Genomic DNA, 20,548 nt, shown 5'->3' on the forward strand with positions numbered 1-20,548 from the left:
GGCATAACACCGTCGGGCGCATGACATCAGGCTAACCGGTGTTAACCTTGCAGGAAGAAACGAAACGCCGGGTTCTGCGTTTCATCATGGCACTCATACCCCAGTGCCTGCAGATGTTGCTCGAATGCCGGGTCGTGTTCCGTGCGTTCAAACGCTGCCAGCACCCGACCAAAATCGGTGCCGTGGCTGCGGTAATGGAACAGCGAGATATTCCAGTGCGTACCCAGCGTATTGAGGAACTTCAGCAACGCCCCCGGCGATTCCGGGAATTCGAAGCTGTACAACCGCTCCTTCAAGGGTTTGGATGGTCTGCCACCGACCATATAACGCACATGCAGCTTCGCCATCTCGTCGTCAGACAGATCCACCACCTGATACCCACCCGCCTGCAATTCCGTCAGGATTTCATGACGTTCCGCATTACCGCGCGTCAGCCGTACACCGACAAAAATACAGGCGTTGTCGGCATCCGCGTAACGGTAGTTAAACTCAGTGACAGAACGCCCGCCAAGCAACTGACAGAACTTCAGAAAGCTGCCTTTCTGTTCCGGAATCGTCACCGCCATCAACGCTTCACGCTGTTCACCCAGCTCACAACGCTCGGAAACGTAACGCAAACCGTGGAAGTTGACGTTAGCGCCGGACAGAATGTGTGCCAGCCGTTCGCCCTGAATGTTGTGCTGCTGGATGTATTTTTTCATCCCAGCCAACGCCAGCGCCCCGGACGGCTCGGCAATCGCCCGCACATCCTCGAACAGGTCTTTGACCGCCGCGCAGATGGCGTCGCTGTCGACGGTAATCACATCGTCCAGATACTCCCGGCACAAGCGGAAGGTTTCGTTACCGATGCGTTTTACCGCCACCCCTTCGGCAAACAGCCCGACGCGCGGCAAATCCACCGGCTGACCGGCATCCAACGCCGCTCGCAGGCAGGCGGAATCCTCCGCTTCAACCCCGATAACCTGAATCTGCGGCATCAACTGTTTGATCAATACTGCCACCCCTGCCGCCAGACCACCACCACCGACCGGCACGAAAACGCGATCGAGATGGGCATCCTGCTGCAACAACTCCAGCGCCAGCGTCCCCTGCCCGGCAATCACCGCCGGGTGGTCAAACGGCGGCACAAACGTCATGTGCTGCTGTTGCGACAGTTCAATGGCTTTGGCTTTGGCCTCATCAAAGTTGGCACCATGCAATAACACCTCGCCACCAAAATCGCGCACCGCATCGACCTTGATGTCCGCAGTGGCGACCGGCATCACGATCAACGCCCGAATACCGAGACGACTGGCCGACAGCGCCACGCCTTGTGCATGGTTACCGGCCGACGCCGTCACCACACCGTGCGATTTCTGCTCGTCAGTCAGGCCCGCCATCATGGCGTACGCACCGCGCAGCTTGAAGCTATGCACCGCCTGGCGATCCTCACGCTTGACTAGAATGACATTACCCAGCCGCGAGGAGAGTTTATCCATCCGTTCCAGCGGCGTAACTTGCGCCACTTCGTACACCGGCGCACGCAATACCGCGCGCAAATACTCTGCTCCACCGGGTTCGGCAGGAAGAGGGAGTGATACTGCCATGGCGTTTAGCCCCCCAGCTTGCTCTTGTCCCGCACCGCGCCTTTATCCGCACTGGTCGCCAGACTGGCGTAAGCGCGCAGCGCAAAGGAAACCTGCCGGTCACGATTTTTCGGCGTCCAGGCAGCATCACCACGAGCCAATTCCTGCTCACGACGGCGGGCCAGTTCGTCATCGCTGACTTCCAGCGCGATACCGCGTTTGGGAATATCGATAGCGATCATGTCACCATCCTGCACCAGACCGATGGTACCGCCGCTGGCCGCTTCCGGCGACGCGTGGCCGATCGACAAACCGGAAGTACCGCCGGAGAAGCGGCCATCGGTGATCAACGCACAGGCTTTACCCAGCCCCATTGATTTCAGGAAGCTGGTCGGATAGAGCATTTCCTGCATGCCAGGACCGCCTTTCGGGCCTTCGTAGCGAATCACCACCACGTCGCCTGCCTGAACCTGCCCCCCCAGAATCGCTTCCACGGCATCATCCTGGCTTTCATATACCTTGGCCGGGCCGCGGAATACCAAGCTGCCTTCGTCTACACCAGCCGTTTTCACGATACAGCCATCTTGCGCCAGATTGCCGTACAACACCGCCAGCCCACCATCCTGACTGTACGCATGTTCGCGAGAACGAATACAGCCTTCTTGACGGTCGGTATCCAGCGAATCCCAACGGCAATCCTGCGAGAACGCCTGCGTGGTACGAATGCCTGCCGGACCAGCGGCAAACATCTTTTTCACCGCCTCATCCTGTGTGAGCATCACGTCATAGGCAGACAGTGTTTCCGGCAGGGTCAGACCCAATACGTTCTTCACGTTTTTATTCAGCAACCCGGCGCGATCCAGCTCGCCCAGAATGCCAATCACGCCGCCAGCACGGTGCACATCTTCCATGTGGTATTTCTGGGTGCTCGGCGCCACCTTACACAGGTGCGGCACCTGACGTGACAGACGGTCAATATCCTCCATGGTGAAATCCACTTCACCTTCCTGCGCTGCCGCCAACAGGTGCAGTACCGTATTGGTAGAACCGCCCATTGCGATATCGAGCGTCATGGCGTTTTCAAACGCGGCTTTAGAGGCAATGTTACGCGGCAACACGCTGTCGTCATCCTGCTCGTAATACTGTTTCGCCAGACCGACGATACGCTTACCAGCATTGATAAACAGCTCTTTGCGATCGGCATGGGTGGCCAGCAGTGAGCCGTTACCCGGCTGAGACAGCCCCAGCGCTTCAGTCAGGCAGTTCATCGAGTTGGCGGTGAACATACCGGAACAGGAGCCACAGGTCGGGCACGCGGAACGTTCAATCTGAGCGCTGTCTTCATCGCTGACTTTCGGGTTCGCCCCTTGAATCATGGCATCGATCAAATCCAGCTTGATGATTTTGTCAGACAGCTTGGTTTTCCCGGCTTCCATCGGGCCGCCGGAAACGAAAATCACCGGAATGTTCAGGCGCAGCGACGCCATCAGCATCCCTGGGGTGATCTTGTCGCAGTTAGAGATACAGACCATGGCATCCGCACAGTGCGCGTTAACCATGTACTCCACCGAGTCAGCGATTAACTCGCGGGACGGCAGAGAATAGAGCATACCGCCATGCCCCATCGCGATACCGTCATCGACCGCGATGGTGTTGAATTCTTTGGCAACGCCACCGGCCGCTTCAATCTGCTCGGCGACCAGTTTGCCCAGATCACGCAAATGAACGTGCCCGGGGACGAATTGGGTGAACGAGTTCACTACCGCGATGATTGGCTTGCCGAAATCGGCATCGGTCATCCCTGTCGCGCGCCACAGGGCTCTCGCTCCAGCCATGTTACGACCATGCGTGGTGGTGGCTGAACGGTACTTAGGCATACTCTGATTACTCCAGTTTAAGCAGATAGCCGGTGGCATACGCCACCGGAAAAAAGTCAGTCATTGTTCGATTAACGGTTTACCGGATCCAGCCAGCCCCATTTGTCCTGGGTCTCGCCGGTAAAAAGGCCAAAAAACGCCTGTTGCAGTTGTTTGGTGACAGGGCCGCACTTACCAATACCGACCTGAATACCGTCCACGCTGCGAACCGGAGTAATTTCCGCCGCAGTACCGGACATAAAGACTTCATCGGCCAGGTACAGCGACTCACGGGACAATACCTGCTCGCGGACTTCAAACCCTTTGTCCTTCGCCAGCTTGATAATGGCATCGCGGGTAATACCCGGCAGCGCCGCAGAGGTGAACGGCGGGGTGAAAATCACACCGTCTTTCACTTCAAACAGGTTTTCACCGGCACCTTCAGACACATAGCCATTCACATCCAGCGCGATCCCTTCCTGATAGCCATGGCGGCGCGCTTCGCTGCCGACCAACAGGGAAGACAGGTAGTTACCACCGGCCTTGGCAGCGGTCGGAATGGTATTGGCCGCGACACGGTTCCAGGACGACACCATCGCGTCGATCCCCTGATCCAACGCTTCTTCGCCCAGATACGCGCCCCACGGGAACGCAGCAATAATCACATCAGTATTGTAGCCCGCTGGCGGATTGACCCCCATGCCCACATCGCCAACAAACACCAACGGACGAATATAGGCGCTGGTCAGGTTATTACGACGCAGTGTTTCACGGCAGGCTTCCATCAGCTCATCAATGCTGTAGGAGAGTGGCATACGATAAATTTTGGCGGAGTCATGCAAACGCTGCATGTGTTCGCGGTGACGAAACACCACTGGACCTTTATGGGAATTATAGCAACGCACCCCTTCAAACACTGACGTACCGTAGTGCAAAGCGTGGGACATCACGTGAACTTTGGCATCCGCCCAGGGAACCATCTCGCCATTGAACCAGATATAGTCTGCTTTCTTCGTCATTATTGCTTTCCTTACCGATGCCATCAGGCACGTATTTGTTGTGATGTGAGCGGCTGGATCTCCACACAGGCGATGTCCAGCAGTTTGCTTAATTGGGTTGACAATAAATCCACTGGCCGGTGGCTGGCAACGGTCATGTCTATCTGCACGTGATCGTCATTGTGCCCCTGCGTCATGTTCATCGCGCACACCTGAAAGCCACGGTGACGGGTCACACGTAATACGCGTTCCAGAACTTCCGGGCGATAGCGAGCCTGAATGGAAAGCTGATGATGTGTCATGGGAAAGTCTCCTGCCATTATTCTGTCTTATCCAACATGGTTTCATTACCGGCACCTGGGGGCACCAGCGGCCAGACATTTTCATTCTCGTCGATGGAAACATGCAGCAGGTAAGGGCCTTCGCTGTTGAGCAGCGCATCCAGGGCAGAGTCAATCTGGTCTTTACGGGTGATATGCTGGCCGGGAATGCCAAAAGCGCTGGCTAGCATCAAAAAATCGGGGTTATCGGAGAGGTTGGTTTCGCTGTAACGCTCGTCAAAAAACAGTTGTTGCCATTGTCGAACCATCCCCAGTCGCTGATTATCCAGCAAGACTATCTTCAACGGCAGGCGTTTTCGTTTGATGGTGCCGAGCTCCTGCACATTCATCATGAAAGAGCCGTCACCGGAAATACAGATAACGGTATTGTCAGGACGTGCCACCTGCGCACCCACCGCTGCTGGCACACCAAATCCCATCGTGCCAAGTCCGCTTGAGGTGATGAAATTTTCCGGTCGGCTGAAATGCATATGCTGCGCGGCCCACATTTGATGCTGACCCACATCGGTGGTCACCACCGTTTCAGCAGGCATGCGATCCGCCAGCGTACGCAGTAATGCCGGTGCATAGATAGCCTCGCCAGGATGGTCATAACGCCAGGTATATTCGGCTTTCATCATCGCGGCATGCTGACGCCACTCAGCAACATTCAGCGGCTGCTGCAATGCGGGCAACAGTTGGTTCAGATCACCACGCAGCGCCACGTGCGCTTGTCGCAGCTTGTTCAGTTCAGCCGGGTCGATATCCATGTGGATAACACTGGCATGCGGTGCAAACGCGCTCAGTTTACCGGTCACGCGATCATCAAAACGGGCGCCAACCGCGATCAGCAAATCACATTCCTGCACCAGCAGGTTAGCCGCTTGCGTGCCGTGCATACCGATCATACCAAGATAGTAAGGGTAGTCTTTCTCTACTGCCCCCAACCCTTTGAGGGTCACTACTGCTGGAACCTGAGTGGTGTCAATAAAGGTGCGCAATGCCGGAACCGCCTGCGCCATTCCCACACCGCCGCCCACATACAGCACCGGTTTTTTCGCCTGCGCCAGCATCGCTCGCGCCTCTGTTACCTGCTGGATGGAAAATGGCATCACGTCATCCACCGGCATAAAACAGGGCGAAAAATCACCCTGCGCCAGTTGGATGTCCTTGGGAATATCAATCAATACCGGGCCAGGACGCCCGCTACGGGCTACAGCAAAGGCTTCTGCCATGATTTCCGGTAATGACTCGATAGAATCAACCAGAAAGCTATGCTTGGTGCAGGCCAGAGACAGACCCAACACATCGATTTCCTGAAAAGCGTCCGTTCCAATCAGCGCCGAGCCAACCTGACCGGTAATGGCCACAATAGGGACCGAATCCAGTAGAGCATCCGCCAAACCCGTGATCAGGTTGGTCGCGCCGGGACCTGATGTCGCGATACACACCCCGACGTTACCGGTAGAGCGGGCATAACCAATCGCGGCCATCGCAGCCCCTTGTTCATGGCGACAGAGCAGGTGTTCCACGCCGCCATCATACAATGCATCGTAGACCGGCATGATCGCGCCACCAGGATAACCGAAAACAGTCTCCACTCCCTGCGCCCGCAACGCTTGTACCACCCACTGCGCACCATTCATAGTTATTTCCCCGACTCTGTCTGAGGAAAACAGGATTTTATGCTACTCGGCATTATCTGCTCCCTTATTGCCATTATCGGCCCATAAAAAAACCCCCGACCTTTCGGTGCGGGGGTTTTCTTGAATTCGGCCTTGATTTTTAAGCCATTCTTCGTCCAAGTGCTGCCCCGCACGGTGGGATAATAATCACCACCACGCTAATCACGACTAGGCTAATCACTAGGTTGAAGGCTTTCATTTCAGGTTGTTCATTAATCTACTGTCGAACGAATACCTACAGAGTTATCACAGCAAGCCACACTGTGACAACTCTTTTTTTCCATTCACTGTGGGCGACAATCGTTCCTTGCATCACAAAATAGCTTATTATTCATACGTTAACCTGCGTCGTACCCACGCTGTGTTTTTTTGCTGACCAACTGTTATCCGCGAACGCCGCCAGCACCGCAATCACAATCGCGACCACCCCCGCCACGCTCGCCATCGCCAGCCCATAATTATGGTTATGTGATTCGGCAATGCTCGCCTGTAGCGTGGCATTGACTGACGCAATCAGGTTACCGAGCTGGTAGACAAAACCAGGGAGTACCGCCCGTGTATTACTCGGCACCAACTCGTTCAGGAAAGTTGGGATTACCCCCCAGGCCCCCTGCACCATAAACTGTATTAAAAATGCCCCCAGCCCCAACATCCAGGGCCCATGAGAGAACGCCCATAGCGGGATAACCGGCAACGCCAGTAATGCCGCAGTCATAATCGCCTTCTTCCGACCGATACGCTCCGATAACGTTCCAAAAAAGATGCCACCGATAATCGAAGCAATATTGTAGCTAATGGCGATCATACTGACGGTTTTCGCATCAAAACCGTGCTGAATCTTTAAAAATGACGGGTACAGGTCCTGTGTGCCATGGCTGAAAAAATTGAACGACGCCATTAACACCACCAGATAGACGCAGAGCTTCCAGTGTGTTTTCAACACCGGCAGCAACGCGGTGCTTTCCTTACGCACCCTTGCAGCCCGCCATACCGGTGATTCTTCCACACAGAAATAGATAAACGGCAACAACAGGATAGGAAGCACGCCAATGATAAACATGCCACGCCAGCCAACATGGTCAAACAGCAGTCCGTAAACGACCGCAGCCAGTAAATAACCAAAAGGGTATCCCGCCTGGAAAATACCGGACATCAGCCCACGCGAACGGTCTGGAATGGTCTCCATCGCCAGTGACGACGCTACCCCCCAAATCCCCCCCATCGCCACGCCATACAGCACCCTCAACAGCAGAAATACGGTGATATTCGGTGCCGAGGCAGATAACAGCTCAAACAGGGAGAACATCACGATGTTCAGCATTAAAATCGGCTTGCGGCCAAATTTTTCCGCCAGCCGACCCAGCAACAATGCGCCGATAGGCCGAACAGCCAGCGTTAACAGAATAGCCAGCGTCACCTGCTCGATGTTGACCGAAAAAGCGTGGGCCAGTTCGCTAAGCAGAAAAACCAGAATGAAGAAATCAAATGCATCCAGCGCCCAGCTCAAAAAGCTGGCAATCGCGGCATTACGCTGCAGAGGAGTCCAACCAAACATAATTTTATCCTGTCCTGTAGTAGAGACACTCGCATGTCCCGGCAGGCTGAACGGCAGATGATGCCGCAGTCGATGAGGCGATGTAAAAATCGCAGGCAATAATTTAAATAATTGTTAAATACGCCCATCACGACCATTGGGCAATGCTATAAGCGGTATAAATCTGTTGCGAACCCAGCCACCTTGTAACCCTTTATTAACAACATCGGGAAGCACGCACACAATTTCATGAATTCCGCCTGAGAAAGCAGATTGTTTTCTGACGATGACTCGCATCGTGACGACATCGACCGTGTGCTAACACGCTCAGACAGGCATGATGCCAACGTCACAGGGAGGAGTAAGTCATGACACTGGCAGTGACCTATACGCGAGCAACCATCGGGATGCAGGCACCGGAAGTCTCAATTGAAGTACACATCAGCAACGGTTTGCCGGCACTCACGCTGGTCGGTTTACCGGAAACAACGGTCAAAGAAGCACGAGACCGGGTACGCAGCGCACTAATCAACAGTGGCTTTACCTTTCCAGCCAAACGGATCACCGTCAATCTGGCTCCAGCAGATCTGCCGAAAGAAGGGGGACGTTATGACCTTCCTATCGCGCTAGCTATTCTGGCAGCCTCTGAGCAAATTGCTGGCGAGAAACTCGCACAATATGAGTTCCTCGGTGAACTTGGGCTATCAGGTAGCCTGAGGGGCGTTCATGGCGCGATTCCTGCAGCCATGGAGGCGCAAAAGGCAGGGAGGGGATTAATCCTGCCGGAAGACAACAAACTGGAAATGACCCTGATTCCCCACGGAGATACGCTACTGGCAAATCACCTGTTGCAAGTTTGTGCTTTTCTGCAAGGGGAGACCGCCTTATTGCGTGGCAGCGAAATCCCTCACACCATATCCCCCCATACCTCAGCGCCAGACCTGAAAGAAATCATTGGCCAGGAACAAGCGAAACGTGCACTGGAAATCGCGGCGGCAGGTGGACACAATTTGCTGTTACTCGGCCCACCAGGAACCGGCAAAACGATGCTGGCCAGCCGCCTGCCCGGTTTACTGCCAGAGCTTAATGACGATGAAGCACTGGAAAGTGCAGCCATCAATAGCCTGATAGATATTCAGCCGGGTCTGTCGCAATGGCGCAAAAGACCATTCCGTTCCCCCCACCATACTGCATCCATTACCGCCTTGGTCGGCGGTGGTGTGCTACCTAAGCCAGGAGAGATTTCACTGGCACACAATGGCGTATTGTTTCTGGATGAACTGCCAGAATTTGAACGCCGAGTGCTGGATTCACTGCGAGAACCGTTGGAGTCAGGAGAAATAGTGATTTCTCGCACTCGTGCCAAGGTGTGTTATCCCGCACGCTTTCAGTTAGTCGCCGCCATGAACCCCAGCCCGTCAGGGCACTATCAAGGCATCCATAACCGTATGCCAGCACAACAAATTCTGCGCTATCTCAACAGGCTCTCCGGCCCTTTTCTCGATCGTTTTGATTTATCTATTGAGGTGCCATTGCTACCACCAGGGATTCTCCGACAGCAGACACGCATCGGGGAAGACAGCGCAACGGTGAGGGCTCGGGTATTTGACGCCAGAAAACGGCAACTTGATCGCGTTGGCAGAATCAACGCACAAATGAAATCGGATGATATCGCCAGTTACTGCCGACTAAACCATGAAGACGCCACCTATCTGGAAGAGGTGATGAGCAAGTTAGGATTATCAGTCAGGGCCTGGCATCGGATCCTAAAGGTTTCACGTACGATTGCAGACCTTGGGGGAGAAGAGCAGATACGTCGCGCTCACTTATCTGAAGCACTCAGTTATCGTTGTATGGACCGTCTGTTAATTCAACTACACAAAAGCCTGGCATGAACCGGCTCTTGCTTTCGACAGCAACCGACAGAAATGAAAATGGGGCCAGAGCCCCATTCAAGTTAATCATCGCTTTCTGTGTACTCTTCCACCGTGTCCATTTGCGGTTTACCGCCAGACAGCGTATGGAAGCGTTTAGGACGACGAATACGACTGATATACTTCGCCCAGATTTTTTCCAGTTCGGTCTGTGCAGCACGTTCACCACGGCATACTGCGACAAACTGGGTTTCTTCTTCCGTCACCGGATGACGTTTGCCCGAATCAAGTTCGTTAAATGCATGTCCATAGCGTTCCAGCAGTTGAGCTTCTTTAATCGTAAAGTCACCATGCCGGGAAAAACCACGTGGATAGAATTTGTTATCAAAAAAACGACTGGTTGTTGAGAAGCTTTCCGCCATCTTACACGCTCCTAATTCTCATATGGTCGTGCCGTTTATGGCGCGGAGTATTAGATAGGCTTGACTTCCTGTAAAACAAAACATTTAAATCATGACGACAAATTTTTTTTGGAGAAAAGCATGGATACCGACTTACTGAAAACCTTTCTGGAAGTCAGCCGGACAAGACACTTCGGTCGGGCAGCTGAATCTTTGTATCTGACACAGTCAGCAGTGAGTTTCCGTATCAGGCAACTGGAAAATCAACTCGGTGCTAATTTGTTCACTCGGCACCGTAACAATATTCGCCTGACACCCGCGGGTGAGCGCTTGCTGCCTTATGCGGAAAACCTGATCGGTACCTGGCAAATCGCTAAAAAGGAAGTCGCTCGCTCTCAGCAACATAGCCAGCTGTCCATCGGCGCGACTGCATCGCTTTGGGAAGCCTTCCTGACGCCCTGGTTAAATGAGCTCTACCAGCAGCGTCCATTGCTACAACTGGAGGCCAGAATTGCACTGCGGCAAACGCTAATTAAGCAACTCCATGAACGTCAGCTAGATTTACTGATAACCACCGAATCGCCGAAGATGGACGAGCTTTCCTGCCAGTTATTAGGTAATTTCTCCCTGTCGTTATTTGCTTCTGCCAGCAATACACCAACCGAAGAGCGCCCCTACATCAGACTGGAATGGGGGGCGGATTTCCATCAATATGAAACTCCTTGGCTACCTGGCGATCAGGTGCCGTCACTCACCACATCCTCCGCACATCTGACACGCCAGTTAATGACAGCCATTGGCGGATGCGCATTTTTACCGAGTGAATGGTCCCAGAGTTATCCCGAGCTTCTTGTGATTCCCGAAGCGAATACAATAGTTCGACCTTGCTATGCTGTCTGGCTTGAAAATGGCGACCAACAGGAACTGATTAAACAGTTACTGAAAACCCCACTGAATATAGCTTGCTAAAGCAGTATCTGGCGCACGATGCGATCTACCTGAAAGTCCTTGTGGCTTTCGGATGATCGGCTGCTACGGGCTATTAATAATCGCCTCACGTCACTATGTTGTTATTCATGCTGTTATTCGTCACAGACAGATGGTCGGTGAGGAATCTGCCGTTATATCCTCTTCCCCTCTGCAGTTCTGTTCTCACATAAAACACGGCGCTAGCGGCATATGCTTGTGGCATTGCTTAAAGACCCGCCCTGGCTCGATAAATCCAAAGGGCAGTGAGGATGTTCTTATCAACGGAAAAAGTATGGAATGGAAAAATCAGAGATCGACAGACGAAAAAAAACCCTTCACGTTAACGTGAAGGGCTATTTTTAGTTTGGCAGGGGCGGAGAGGCTCGAACTCCCAACACCCGGTTTTGGAGACCGGTGCTCTACCAATTGAACTACGCCCCTAAATAGGGTGGCGGTGCGGACGGGACTCGAACCCGCGACCCCCGGCGTGACAGGCCGGTATTCTAACCGACTGAACTACCGCACCACCGATTCTGTATGTTATCAGAGGAGTCAATCCGATAACCGGTGTCTTACTTACACCACAATTTGATGCCTGGCAGTTCCCTACTCTCGCATGGGGAGACCCCACACTACCATCGGCGCTACGGCGTTTCACTTCTGAGTTCGGCATGGGGTCAGGTGGGACCACCGCGCTCTCGCCGCCAGGCAAATTCTTTTGACGTCTGTTCAACGTCCTGATTCTTCATGTCGCCGTGTATCGCTACACCACGCCATCCAATCCTCGAACAAGCTAAAATCTCGTCTCTGTCTCTCTCACCAAAACACCTTCGGTGTTGTAAGGTTAAGCCTCTCGGGTCATTAGTACTGGTTAGCTCAACGTATCGCTACGCTTACACACCCAGCCTATCAACGTCCTCGTCTCGAACGTCCCTTCAGGGGAATCTAGTTCCCAGGGAAGACTCATCTCGGGGCAAGTTTCCCGCTTAGATGCTTTCAGCGGTTATCTCTTCCGCACGTAGCTACCGGGCAGTGCCATTGGCATGACAACCCGAACACCAGCGGTGCGTTCACTCCGGTCCTCTCGTACTAGGAGCAACCCCCCTCAATCTTCCAACGCCCACGGCAGATAGGGACCGAACTGTCTCACGACGTTCTAAACCCAGCTCGCGTACCACTTTAAATGGCGAACAGCCATACCCTTGGGACCTACTTCAGCCCCAGGATGTGATGAGCCGACATCGAGGTGCCAAACACCGCCGTCGATATGAACTCTTGGGCGGTATCAGCCTGTTATCCCCGGAGTACCTTTTATCCGTTGAGCGATGGCCCTTCCATTCAGAACCACCGGATCACTAAGACCTGCTTTCGCACCTGCTCGAGCCGTCACTCTCGCAGTCAAGCTAGCTTATGCCTTTGCACTAACCTCCTGATGTCCGACCAGGATTAGCTAACCTTCGTGCTCCTCCGTTACTCTTTGGGAGGAGACCGCCCCAGTCAAACTACCCACCAGACACTGTCCCCAGCCCGGATTACGGGCCCAGGTTAGAACATCAAACATTAAAGGGTGGTATTTCAAGGTTGGCTCCATGCAGACTGGCGTCCACACTTCAAAGCCTCCCACCTATCCTACACATCAAGGCTCAAGGTTCAGTGTCAAGCTATAGTAAAGGTTCACGGGGTCTTTCCGTCTTGCCGCGGGTACACTGCATCTTCACAGCGAGTTCAATTTCACTGAGTCTCGGGTGGAGACAGCCTGGCCATCATTACGCCATTCGTGCAGGTCGGAACTTACCCGACAAGGAATTTCGCTACCTTAGGACCGTTATAGTTACGGCCGCCGTTTACCGGGGCTTCGATCAAGAGCTTCTCCTTACGGATAACCCCATCAATTAACCTTCCGGCACCGGGCAGGCGTCACACCGTATACGTCCACTTTCGTGTTTGCACAGTGCTGTGTTTTTATTAAACAGTTGCAGCCAGCTGGTATCTGCGACTCCCCTCAGCTCCATCCGCAAGGGACTTCACCAACAGGAGCGTGCCTTCTCCCGAAGTTACGGCACCATTTTGCCTAGTTCCTTCACCCGAGTTCTCTCAAGCGCCTGAGTATTCTCTACCTGACCACCTGTGTCGGTTTGGGGTACGATTCAATGTTACCTGATGCTTAGAGGCTTTTCCTGGAAGCCGGGCATCTGTCACTTCAGCACCGTAGTGCCTCGTCATCACGCCTCAGTGTTAACAGCAGACCGGATTTACCTGGTCCACCCACCTGCACGCTTAAACCGGGACAACCGTCGCCCGGATGACATAGCCTTCTCCGTCCCCCCTTCGCAGTAACACCAAGTACAGGAATATTAACCTGTTTCCCATCGACTACGCTTTTCAGCCTCGCCTTAGGGGTCGACTCACCCTGCCCCGATTAACGTTGGACAGGAACCCTTGGTCTTCCGGCGTGCGGGTTTTTCACCCGCATTATCGTTACTTATGTCAGCATTCGCACTTCTGATACCTCCAGCAGCCCTCACAGGCCACCTTCACAGGCTTACAGAACGCTCCCCTACCCAACAACACCTAAGTGTCGCTGCCGCAGCTTCGGTGCATGGTTTTAGCCCCGTTACATCTTCCGCGCAGGCCGACTCGACCAGTGAGCTATTACGCTTTCTTTAAATGATGGCTGCTTCTAAGCCAACATCCTGGCTGTCTGGGCCTTCCCACATCGTTTCCCACTTAACCATGACTTTGGGACCTTAGCTGGCGGTCTGGGTTGTTTCCCTCTTCACGACGGACGTTAGCACCCGCCGTGTGTCTCCCGTGATAACATTCTTCGGTATTCGCAGTTTGCATCGGGTTGGTAAGCCGGGATGGCCCCCTAGCCGAAACAGTGCTCTACCCCCGAAGATGAATTCACGAGGCGCTACCTAAATAGCTTTCGGGGAGAACCAGCTATCTCCCGGTTTGATTGGCCTTTCACCCCCAGCCACAAGTCATCCGCTAATTTTTCAACATTAGTCGGTTCGGTCCTCCAGTTAGTGTTACCCAACCTTCAACCTGCCCATGGCTAGATCACCGGGTTTCGGGTCTATACCCTGCAACTAGACGCCCAGTTAAGACTCGGTTTCCCTGCGGCTCCCCTATTCGGTTAACCTTGCTACAGAATATAAGTCGCTGACCCATTATACAAAAGGTACGCAGTCACACCCTAAAGGTGCTCCCACTGCTTGTACGTACACGGTTTCAGGTTCTATTTCACTCCCCTCGCCGGGGTTCTTTTCGCCTTTCCCTCACGGTACTGGTTCACTATCGGTCAGTCAGGAGTATTTAGCCTTGGAGGATGGTCCCCCCATGTTCAGACAGGATACCACGTGTCCCGCCCTACTCATCGAACTCACAACCTGTGCATCTTCGTGTACGGGACTGTCACCCTGTATCGTGCGCCTTTCCAGACGCTTCCACTGACACACAAGCCGATTCAGGTTCTGGGCTCCTCCCCGTTCGCTCGCCGCTACTGGGGGAATCTCGGTTGATTTCTTTTCCTCGGGGTACTGAGATGTTTCAGTTCCCCCGGTTCGCCTCATTAACCTATGGATTCAGTTAATGATAGTGTGACGAGTCACACTGGGTTTCCCCATTCGGGTATCGTCGGGTATAACGGTTCATATCACCTTGCCGACGCTTTTCGCAGATTAGCACGCCCTTCATCGCCTCTGACTGCCTAGGCATCCACCGTGTACGCTTAGTCGCTTAACCTCACAACCCGAAAGTGTCTCGGGATATGAGTATTTTGAGAGACTCGAACAACACATGAATTCTCACTCACATGCTGTCGTTTCAATTTTTCAGCTTGTTCCGGATTGTTAAAGAGCAGAATACTTCGCAGCATACTGTTGCCAGTACACTCTGAAGTCATTCGTAAATGGTGGAGCTATGCGGGATCGAACCGCAGACCTCCTGCGTGCAAAGCAGGCGCTCTCCCAGCTGAGCTATAGCCCCATAGATGCATCAACCTTTTCAACCCGCTTAGCCACAGAAACACTCCATACCCTGTCGTGCTCCGTGCAAAAGCACATCGCCAACGCAGTTCGTGAACGTTTCAAGGACAAGTAGAGTTGGTAGGCCTGAGTGGACTTGAACCACCGACCTCACCCTTATCAGGGGTGCGCTCTAACCACCTGAGCTACAAGCCTATAAGGTTTTACTGCTCATCTTCTTCATCAGACAATCTGTGTGGACACCACGCAGGCACTTCTACTCGGTAAGGAGGTGATCCAACCGCAGGTTCCCCTACGGTTACCTTGTTACGACTTCACCCCAGTCATGAATCACAAAGTGGTAAGCGCCCTCCCGAAGGTTAAGCTACCTACTTCTTTTGCAACCCACTCCCATGGTGTGACGGGCGGTGTGTACAAGGCCCGGGAACGTATTCACCGTAGCATTCTGATCTACGATTACTAGCGATTCCGACTTCATGGAGTCGAGTTGCAGACTCCAATCCGGACTACGACGTACTTTATGAGGTCCGCTTGCTCTCGCGAGGTCGCTTCTCTTTGTATACGCCATTGTAGCACGTGTGTAGCCCTACTCGTAAGGGCCATGATGACTTGACGTCATCCCCACCTTCCTCCGGTTTATCACCGGCAGTCTCCCTTGAGTTCCCACCCGAAGTGCTGGCAACAAAGGATAAGGGTTGCGCTCGTTGCGGGACTTAACCCAACATTTCACAACACGAGCTGACGACAGCCATGCAGCACCTGTCTCAGCGCTCCCGAAGGCACCCTCGTATCTCTACAAGGTTCGCTGGATGTCAAGAGTAGGTAAGGTTCTTCGCGTTGCATCGAATTAAACCACATGCTCCACCGCTTGTGCGGGCCCCCGTCAATTCATTTGAGTTTTAACCTTGCGGCCGTACTCCCCAGGCGGTCGATTTAACGCGTTAGCTCCGGAAGCCACGGTTCAAGACCACAACCTCCAAATCGACATCGTTTACAGCGTGGACTACCAGGGTATCTAATCCTGTTTGCTCCCCACGCTTTCGCACCTGAGCGTCAGTCTTCGTCCAGGGGGCCGCCTTCGCCACCGGTATTCCTCCAGATCTCTACGCATTTCACCGCTACACCTGGAATTCTACCCCCCTCTACGAGACTCTAGCCTGTCAGTTTTGAATGCAGTTCCCAGGTTAAGCCCGGGGATTTCACATCCAACTTAACAGACCGCCTGCGTGCGCTTTACGCCCAGTCATTCCGATTAACGCTTGCACCCTCCGTATTACCGCGGCTGCTGGCACGGAGTTAGCCGGTGCTTCTTCTGCGGGTAACGTCAATGAACAGACGTATTAAGTCTGCTCCCTTCCTCCCCGCTGAAAGTGCTTTACAACCCGAAGGCCTTCTTCACACACGCGGCATGGCTGCATCAGGCTTGCGCCCATTGTGCAATATTCCCCACTGCTGCCTCCCGTAGGAGTCTGGACCGTGTCTCAGTTCCAGTGTGGCTGGTCATCCTCTCAGACCAGCTAGGGATCGTCGCCTAGGTGAGCCTTTACCTCACCTACTAGCTAATCCCATCTGGGCACATCCGATGGCAAGAGGCCCTAAGGTCCCCCTCTTTGGTCTTGCGACGTTATGCGGTATTAGCTACCGTTTCCAGTAGTTATCCCCCTCCATCAGGCAGTTTCCCAGACATTACTCACCCGTCCGCCGCTCGTCACCCAAGGAGCAAGCTCCTTTGTGCTACCGCCCGACTTGCATGTGTTAGGCCTGCCGCCAGCGTTCAATCTGAGCCATGATCAAACTCTTCAATTTAAAGTTTGATGTGTTTTCCGAAGAAAACGGTGCTCAAAGAATTTACTGTTTATTCGTAATGAATTAACTGTTGTCACTCTTCAAGACTTTCACTAATTTTTTAGTGAAGTGTCCTGCGAGTGCCCACACAGATTGTCTGATTGATTGTTAAAGAGCAGTGCGACCGGCCTGAGCCTGCTGTCGCGAGGTGGCGTATACTACGCTTTCCTCATGAAGTGTCAACGATTATTTTCGTTTCCACTTCCTGACACCGCGCTGCGTTGCCGCTGTTGCCGTGTCAGTGGGGTCGCATTATAGGGCGTTCCTCGCCGACCGCAACCGGTATTTTTGATTAAATCGCGCGTTCGCTGCATTCCACAGCAAAAGGCCAGCTTATACCTTATTTTGCACAGAGTTATCCACAACCCTGGCATTTTTTGAAATTTGGCGAGCATCACGCAAACGTTTTCGCTACAATTCCTCCCCTGATGAATGACACATATTCGTGGGTGCGTTAGCTGAATATTGGCGACTCAATCCGTATTTTTCTTTATATGACTGTCACTATTCACGTAACGATTCACGTAACGCTCTTTAAAGTAAGAACCTAGTCAGGGGATCAAACCATCATGCAACAACGTCGTCCTATCCGTCGTGCTTTGCTCAGCGTATCTGATAAAGCCGGTATCGTTGAATTTGCCCAGTCTTTGTCACAGCGTGGCATTGAACTGCTCTCTACCGGGGGTACAGCGCGTCTGCTGGCCAACGCGGGTCTGCCGGTAACAGAGGTTTCCGATTACACGGGTTTTCCAGAAATGATGGACGGACGTGTCAAAACCCTGCACCCCAAAGTGCATGGCGGTATTCTGGGCCGTCGCGGCCAGGATGATGCCGTTATGGCACAGCATCATATCCAGCCAATCGACATGGTGGTCGTCAATCTCTACCCATTTGCCCAGACTGTCGCTAAAGCCGACTGTACGCTGGAAGACGCCGTGGAAAATATTGATATCGGCGGCCCGACCATGGTGCGCTCCGCCGCCAAGAACCATAATGACGTGGCGATTGTCGTCAAAAGCAGCGACTACACGGCAATCATCGAGGAGATGGATGCCAACGACGGTTCTCTGACTTACGAAACCCGTTTTGATCTGGCTATCAAGGCATTCGAACATACCGCCGCTTATGACAGCATGATCGCCAACTATTTTGGCAGCAAGGTTCCGGCCTATCATGGCGACACCACTCAGCCTGCGGGTCGTTTCCCTCGCACGCTAAACCTGAACTTTATTAAAAAGCAGGATATGCGTTACGGTGAAAACAGCCACCAGCAAGCCGCCTTCTATATAGAAGAGCATGTCTCTGAGGCATCGGTGGCTACCGCGCAACAAGTACAGGGTAAAGCCCTTTCCTACAACAACATCGCGGATACCGATGCTGCGCTGGAATGCGTGAAAGAATTCGCCGAACCCGCCTGCGTTATCGTTAAGCATGCCAACCCCTGTGGCGTGGCGATCAGTGATTCGATTCTGGACGCTTATGAGCGCGCCTACAAAACCGACCCGACATCGGCATTCGGTGGGATCATCGCGTTTAACCGCGAATTGGATGAAGCCACCGCACAAGCCATTATCAGTCGTCAGTTCGTTGAAGTGATTATTGCGCCTGCCGCCAGCGATGCTGCGCTGAAGGTTACTGCCGCCAAGCAAAACGTCCGTGTACTGATCTGCGGCCAGTGGCAACAACGTGTTTCCGGACTGGATTTCAAACGCGTCAACGGTGGCCTGTTGGTACAGGATCGCGATTTAGGCATGGTAGACGCCGCTCAACTGCGCGTAGTCACCGAACGCCAGCCGACGCAGACCGAACTGCGTGATGCCTTGTTCTGCTGGAAAGTGGCGAAATTCGTTAAATCCAACGCCATTGTGTATGCTCGCGATAACATGACTATCGGTATCGGTGCCGGTCAAATGAGCCGCGTTTACTCGGCCAAAATCGCAGGTATCAAAGCCAGTGACGAAGGGTTGGAAGTGAAGGGTTCCGTCATGGCATCCGACGCGTTCTTCCCGTTCCGTGATGGTATCGATGCCGCTGCTGCCGTTGGTATCACGTGTGTGATTCAGCCTGGTGGTTCCATTCGTGATGACGAAGTCATCGCTGCGGCTAACGAGCACGGCATTGCGATGCTGTTTACCGACATGCGCCATTTCCGTCACTAATCCGGGGCTATAACAATGAATATTTTGATTATTGGTAATGGCGGTCGCGAACACGCACTGGCCTGGAAAGCGGCGCAGTCTCCGTTGGCAGATAAAGTCTATGTGGCACCGGGTAATGCAGGGATTGCTCTGGAACCCGCGCTGGAAAACGTGAATATTGCCGCGACAGACATCCCGGCACTGCTGGATTTCGCTCGCCAGAACGCGATTGGCCTGACTATCGTTGGCCCGGAAGCGCCGCTAGTCATCGGTGTCGTCGACGCATTCCGCGCTGCGGGCCTGAAGATTTTCGGCCCAACACAGGCGGCAGCCCAGTTGGAAGGTTCCAAAGCCTTTACCAAAGACTTTCTGGCTCGCCAGCATATTCCAACCGCGGAATACCAAAATTTCACCGAGATTGAACCTGCGCTGGAGTATATCCGTCGCAAAGGTGCGCCGATTGTTATCAAAGCAGACGGTCTGGCCGCGGGTAAAGGTGTCATTGTTGCCATGACGCTGGAAGAAGCGGAAAACGCAGCCACCGATATGTTGGCGGGTAATGCGTTTGGCGATGCGGGTCACCGCATCGTGGTCGAAGAGTTTCTTGATGGCGAAGAAGCCAGCTTCATCGTCATGGTGGATGGCGAACACGTACTGCCGATGGCGACCAGCCAGGATCACAAACGTGTAGGTGACCAGGATTCCGGTCCTAACACCGGTGGCATGGGCGCTTACTCACCGGCACCGGTAGTCACAGATGACGTCCACCAGCGGGTCATGGATCAGATTATTTGGCCAACCGTGCGCGGCATGGCAGCCGAAGGTAACGTGTATACCGGATTCTTGTACGCGGGACTGATGATTTCCCCGGATGGCCAGCCGAAGGTGATCGAATTCAACTGCCGTTTCGGTGACCCGGAAACGCAACCTATCATGCTGCGTCTGAAATCCGATCTGGTGGAACTCTGTCTGGCGGCGTGCGACGGCAAACTGGATGAGAAAACCTCTGACTGGGATGCCCGCCCATCACTGGGTGTGGTGTTGGCCGCTGGCGGTTATCCGGGGGATTACCGCACCGGTGACGTCATTTCCGGCCTGCCAACCCAGGAAGCAACCGACGGAAAAGTGTTCCATGCCGGTACCCGGCTTAATGGCGATGATGTCGTGACTAACGGCGGACGCGTGTTGTGCGTGACAGCACTGGGCCACAGCGTTGCCGATGCGCAACAACGCGCTTACGAACTGGCTAAACCCATCCATTGGGAAGGCAGCTTCTGCCGCAGCGATATTGGCTATCGCGCCATCGCTCGTGAACAGAAAGCCTGACTACCCGTATTCCGTTTTAACAAGGGGCTGCGGCCCCTTATTTTTTGC

Annotated in this window: 12 protein-coding genes, 4 tRNA genes and 3 rRNA genes; 4 read left to right on the forward strand and 15 right to left on the reverse strand. The window is 53.6% G+C overall.

From position 1 onward, the window contains the following. Positions 1–41: 41 nt before the first annotated feature. From ilvA to LF929_RS19425, 7 genes are all read right to left on the reverse strand, one after another. Positions 42–1,586 (reverse strand): threonine ammonia-lyase, biosynthetic, encoded by a 1,545-nt coding sequence (ilvA, locus tag LF929_RS19395; protein ID WP_226093637.1) that lies wholly within the window; start codon positions 1,584–1,586, stop codon positions 42–44. A gap of 5 nt (positions 1,587–1,591) precedes the next feature. Further along, the gene (gene ilvD, locus LF929_RS19400; RefSeq protein ID WP_038905951.1) at positions 1,592–3,442 is read right to left on the reverse strand and encodes a dihydroxy-acid dehydratase; all 1,851 of its coding nucleotides are present in this window, start codon (positions 3,440–3,442) and stop codon (positions 1,592–1,594) included. Positions 3,443–3,513: 71 nt separating this feature from the next. Beyond that, a complete protein-coding gene (gene ilvE, locus LF929_RS19405; protein WP_016943923.1) occupies positions 3,514–4,440 on the reverse strand; it encodes a branched-chain-amino-acid transaminase in 927 nt (308 codons plus the stop codon). Between the two features lie 23 nt (positions 4,441–4,463). Further along, entirely contained in the window at positions 4,464–4,721 is a 258-nt protein-coding gene (gene ilvM, locus LF929_RS19410) for an acetolactate synthase 2 small subunit (RefSeq protein ID WP_038905953.1), read from the reverse strand. Between the two features lie 17 nt (positions 4,722–4,738). Further along, positions 4,739–6,385 carry an acetolactate synthase 2 catalytic subunit gene (gene ilvG / locus LF929_RS19415; RefSeq protein ID WP_226093638.1) on the reverse strand — a complete coding sequence of 549 codons (1,647 nt, stop codon included), beginning with the start codon at positions 6,383–6,385 and terminating at the stop codon, positions 4,739–4,741. 139 nt (positions 6,386–6,524) lie between these two features. Then, positions 6,525–6,623: an ilv operon leader peptide gene (gene ilvL / locus LF929_RS19420; RefSeq protein WP_071526243.1), complete on the reverse strand. Its 99-nt coding sequence runs from the start codon at positions 6,621–6,623 to the stop codon at positions 6,525–6,527. A 132-nt stretch (positions 6,624–6,755) separates the two neighbouring features. Continuing rightward, a complete protein-coding gene (locus LF929_RS19425) occupies positions 6,756–7,979 on the reverse strand; it encodes an MFS transporter (protein ID WP_038909264.1) in 1,224 nt (407 codons plus the stop codon). 347 nt (positions 7,980–8,326) lie between these two features. Here LF929_RS19425 and LF929_RS19430 point away from each other — a divergent pair, with 347 nt between their 5' ends. Next, a complete protein-coding gene (locus tag LF929_RS19430) occupies positions 8,327–9,853 on the forward strand; it encodes a YifB family Mg chelatase-like AAA ATPase (RefSeq protein WP_038905955.1) in 1,527 nt (508 codons plus the stop codon). 62 nt (positions 9,854–9,915) lie between these two features. Here the strand turns inward: LF929_RS19430 and LF929_RS19435 are convergent, their stop codons facing one another. Then, positions 9,916–10,254 carry a DUF413 domain-containing protein gene (locus LF929_RS19435; protein ID WP_016943919.1) on the reverse strand — a complete coding sequence of 113 codons (339 nt, stop codon included), beginning with the start codon at positions 10,252–10,254 and terminating at the stop codon, positions 9,916–9,918. Positions 10,255–10,374: 120 nt separating this feature from the next. Here LF929_RS19435 and hdfR point away from each other — a divergent pair, with 120 nt between their 5' ends. Beyond that, complete coding sequence (gene hdfR, locus LF929_RS19440) at positions 10,375–11,202, forward strand: HTH-type transcriptional regulator HdfR (protein ID WP_168366681.1); 828 nt, start codon at positions 10,375–10,377, stop codon at positions 11,200–11,202. A 365-nt stretch (positions 11,203–11,567) separates the two neighbouring features. Here hdfR and LF929_RS19445 read toward each other — a convergent pair. From LF929_RS19445 to LF929_RS19475, 7 genes are all read right to left on the reverse strand, one after another. After that, positions 11,568–11,643: transfer RNA gene (locus LF929_RS19445), tRNA-Trp, on the reverse strand. Between the two features lie 8 nt (positions 11,644–11,651). Next, positions 11,652–11,728, reverse strand: a tRNA-Asp gene (locus LF929_RS19450). A 67-nt stretch (positions 11,729–11,795) separates the two neighbouring features. Beyond that, positions 11,796–11,911 (reverse strand): 5S ribosomal RNA (gene rrf, locus LF929_RS19455). 131 nt (positions 11,912–12,042) lie between these two features. Then, positions 12,043–14,949 (reverse strand): 23S ribosomal RNA (locus LF929_RS19460). A 167-nt stretch (positions 14,950–15,116) separates the two neighbouring features. Continuing rightward, positions 15,117–15,192 (reverse strand) — tRNA-Ala (locus LF929_RS19465). Between the two features lie 117 nt (positions 15,193–15,309). Beyond that, positions 15,310–15,386, reverse strand: a tRNA-Ile gene (locus LF929_RS19470). Between the two features lie 69 nt (positions 15,387–15,455). Continuing rightward, positions 15,456–16,997 (reverse strand): 16S ribosomal RNA (locus LF929_RS19475). Together the 16S, 23S and 5S rRNA genes with 4 tRNA genes alongside form the textbook arrangement of a ribosomal RNA operon. Before the next feature lie 608 nt (positions 16,998–17,605). Between LF929_RS19475 and purH the strand changes: the two genes are divergently transcribed. Continuing rightward, entirely contained in the window at positions 17,606–19,195 is a 1,590-nt protein-coding gene (gene purH, locus LF929_RS19480) for a bifunctional phosphoribosylaminoimidazolecarboxamide formyltransferase/IMP cyclohydrolase (protein ID WP_210175856.1), read from the forward strand. A gap of 15 nt (positions 19,196–19,210) precedes the next feature. Further along, positions 19,211–20,500, forward strand: coding sequence for a phosphoribosylamine--glycine ligase (gene purD, locus LF929_RS19485; protein ID WP_210175855.1), 1,290 nt, complete (start codon positions 19,211–19,213; stop codon positions 20,498–20,500). Positions 20,501–20,548: the final 48 nt, after the last annotated feature.

Origin of the sequence: Dickeya oryzae (assembly GCF_020406815.2) — a bacterium.
Lineage (GTDB): Bacteria > Pseudomonadota > Gammaproteobacteria > Enterobacterales > Enterobacteriaceae > Dickeya > Dickeya oryzae.

Coding starts and splice junctions, on each gene's coding strand:
- LF929_RS19435 (WP_016943919.1), bottom strand. CDS start 10,254: ATGGCGGAAAGCTTCTCAACAACCAGTCGTTTTTTTGATAACAAATTC.
- ilvD (WP_038905951.1), bottom strand. CDS start 3,442: ATGCCTAAGTACCGTTCAGCCACCACCACGCATGGTCGTAACATGGCT.
- LF929_RS19425 (WP_038909264.1), bottom strand. CDS start 7,979: ATGTTTGGTTGGACTCCTCTGCAGCGTAATGCCGCGATTGCCAGCTTT.
- ilvA (WP_226093637.1), bottom strand. CDS start 1,586: ATGGCAGTATCACTCCCTCTTCCTGCCGAACCCGGTGGAGCAGAGTAT.
- LF929_RS19430 (WP_038905955.1), top strand. CDS start 8,327: ATGACACTGGCAGTGACCTATACGCGAGCAACCATCGGGATGCAGGCA.
- ilvG (WP_226093638.1), bottom strand. CDS start 6,385: ATGAATGGTGCGCAGTGGGTGGTACAAGCGTTGCGGGCGCAGGGAGTG.
- purH (WP_210175856.1), top strand. CDS start 17,606: ATGCAACAACGTCGTCCTATCCGTCGTGCTTTGCTCAGCGTATCTGAT.
- hdfR (WP_168366681.1), top strand. CDS start 10,375: ATGGATACCGACTTACTGAAAACCTTTCTGGAAGTCAGCCGGACAAGA.
- ilvL (WP_071526243.1), bottom strand. CDS start 6,623: ATGAAAGCCTTCAACCTAGTGATTAGCCTAGTCGTGATTAGCGTGGTG.
- purD (WP_210175855.1), top strand. CDS start 19,211: ATGAATATTTTGATTATTGGTAATGGCGGTCGCGAACACGCACTGGCC.
- ilvM (WP_038905953.1), bottom strand. CDS start 4,721: ATGACACATCATCAGCTTTCCATTCAGGCTCGCTATCGCCCGGAAGTT.
- ilvE (WP_016943923.1), bottom strand. CDS start 4,440: ATGACGAAGAAAGCAGACTATATCTGGTTCAATGGCGAGATGGTTCCC.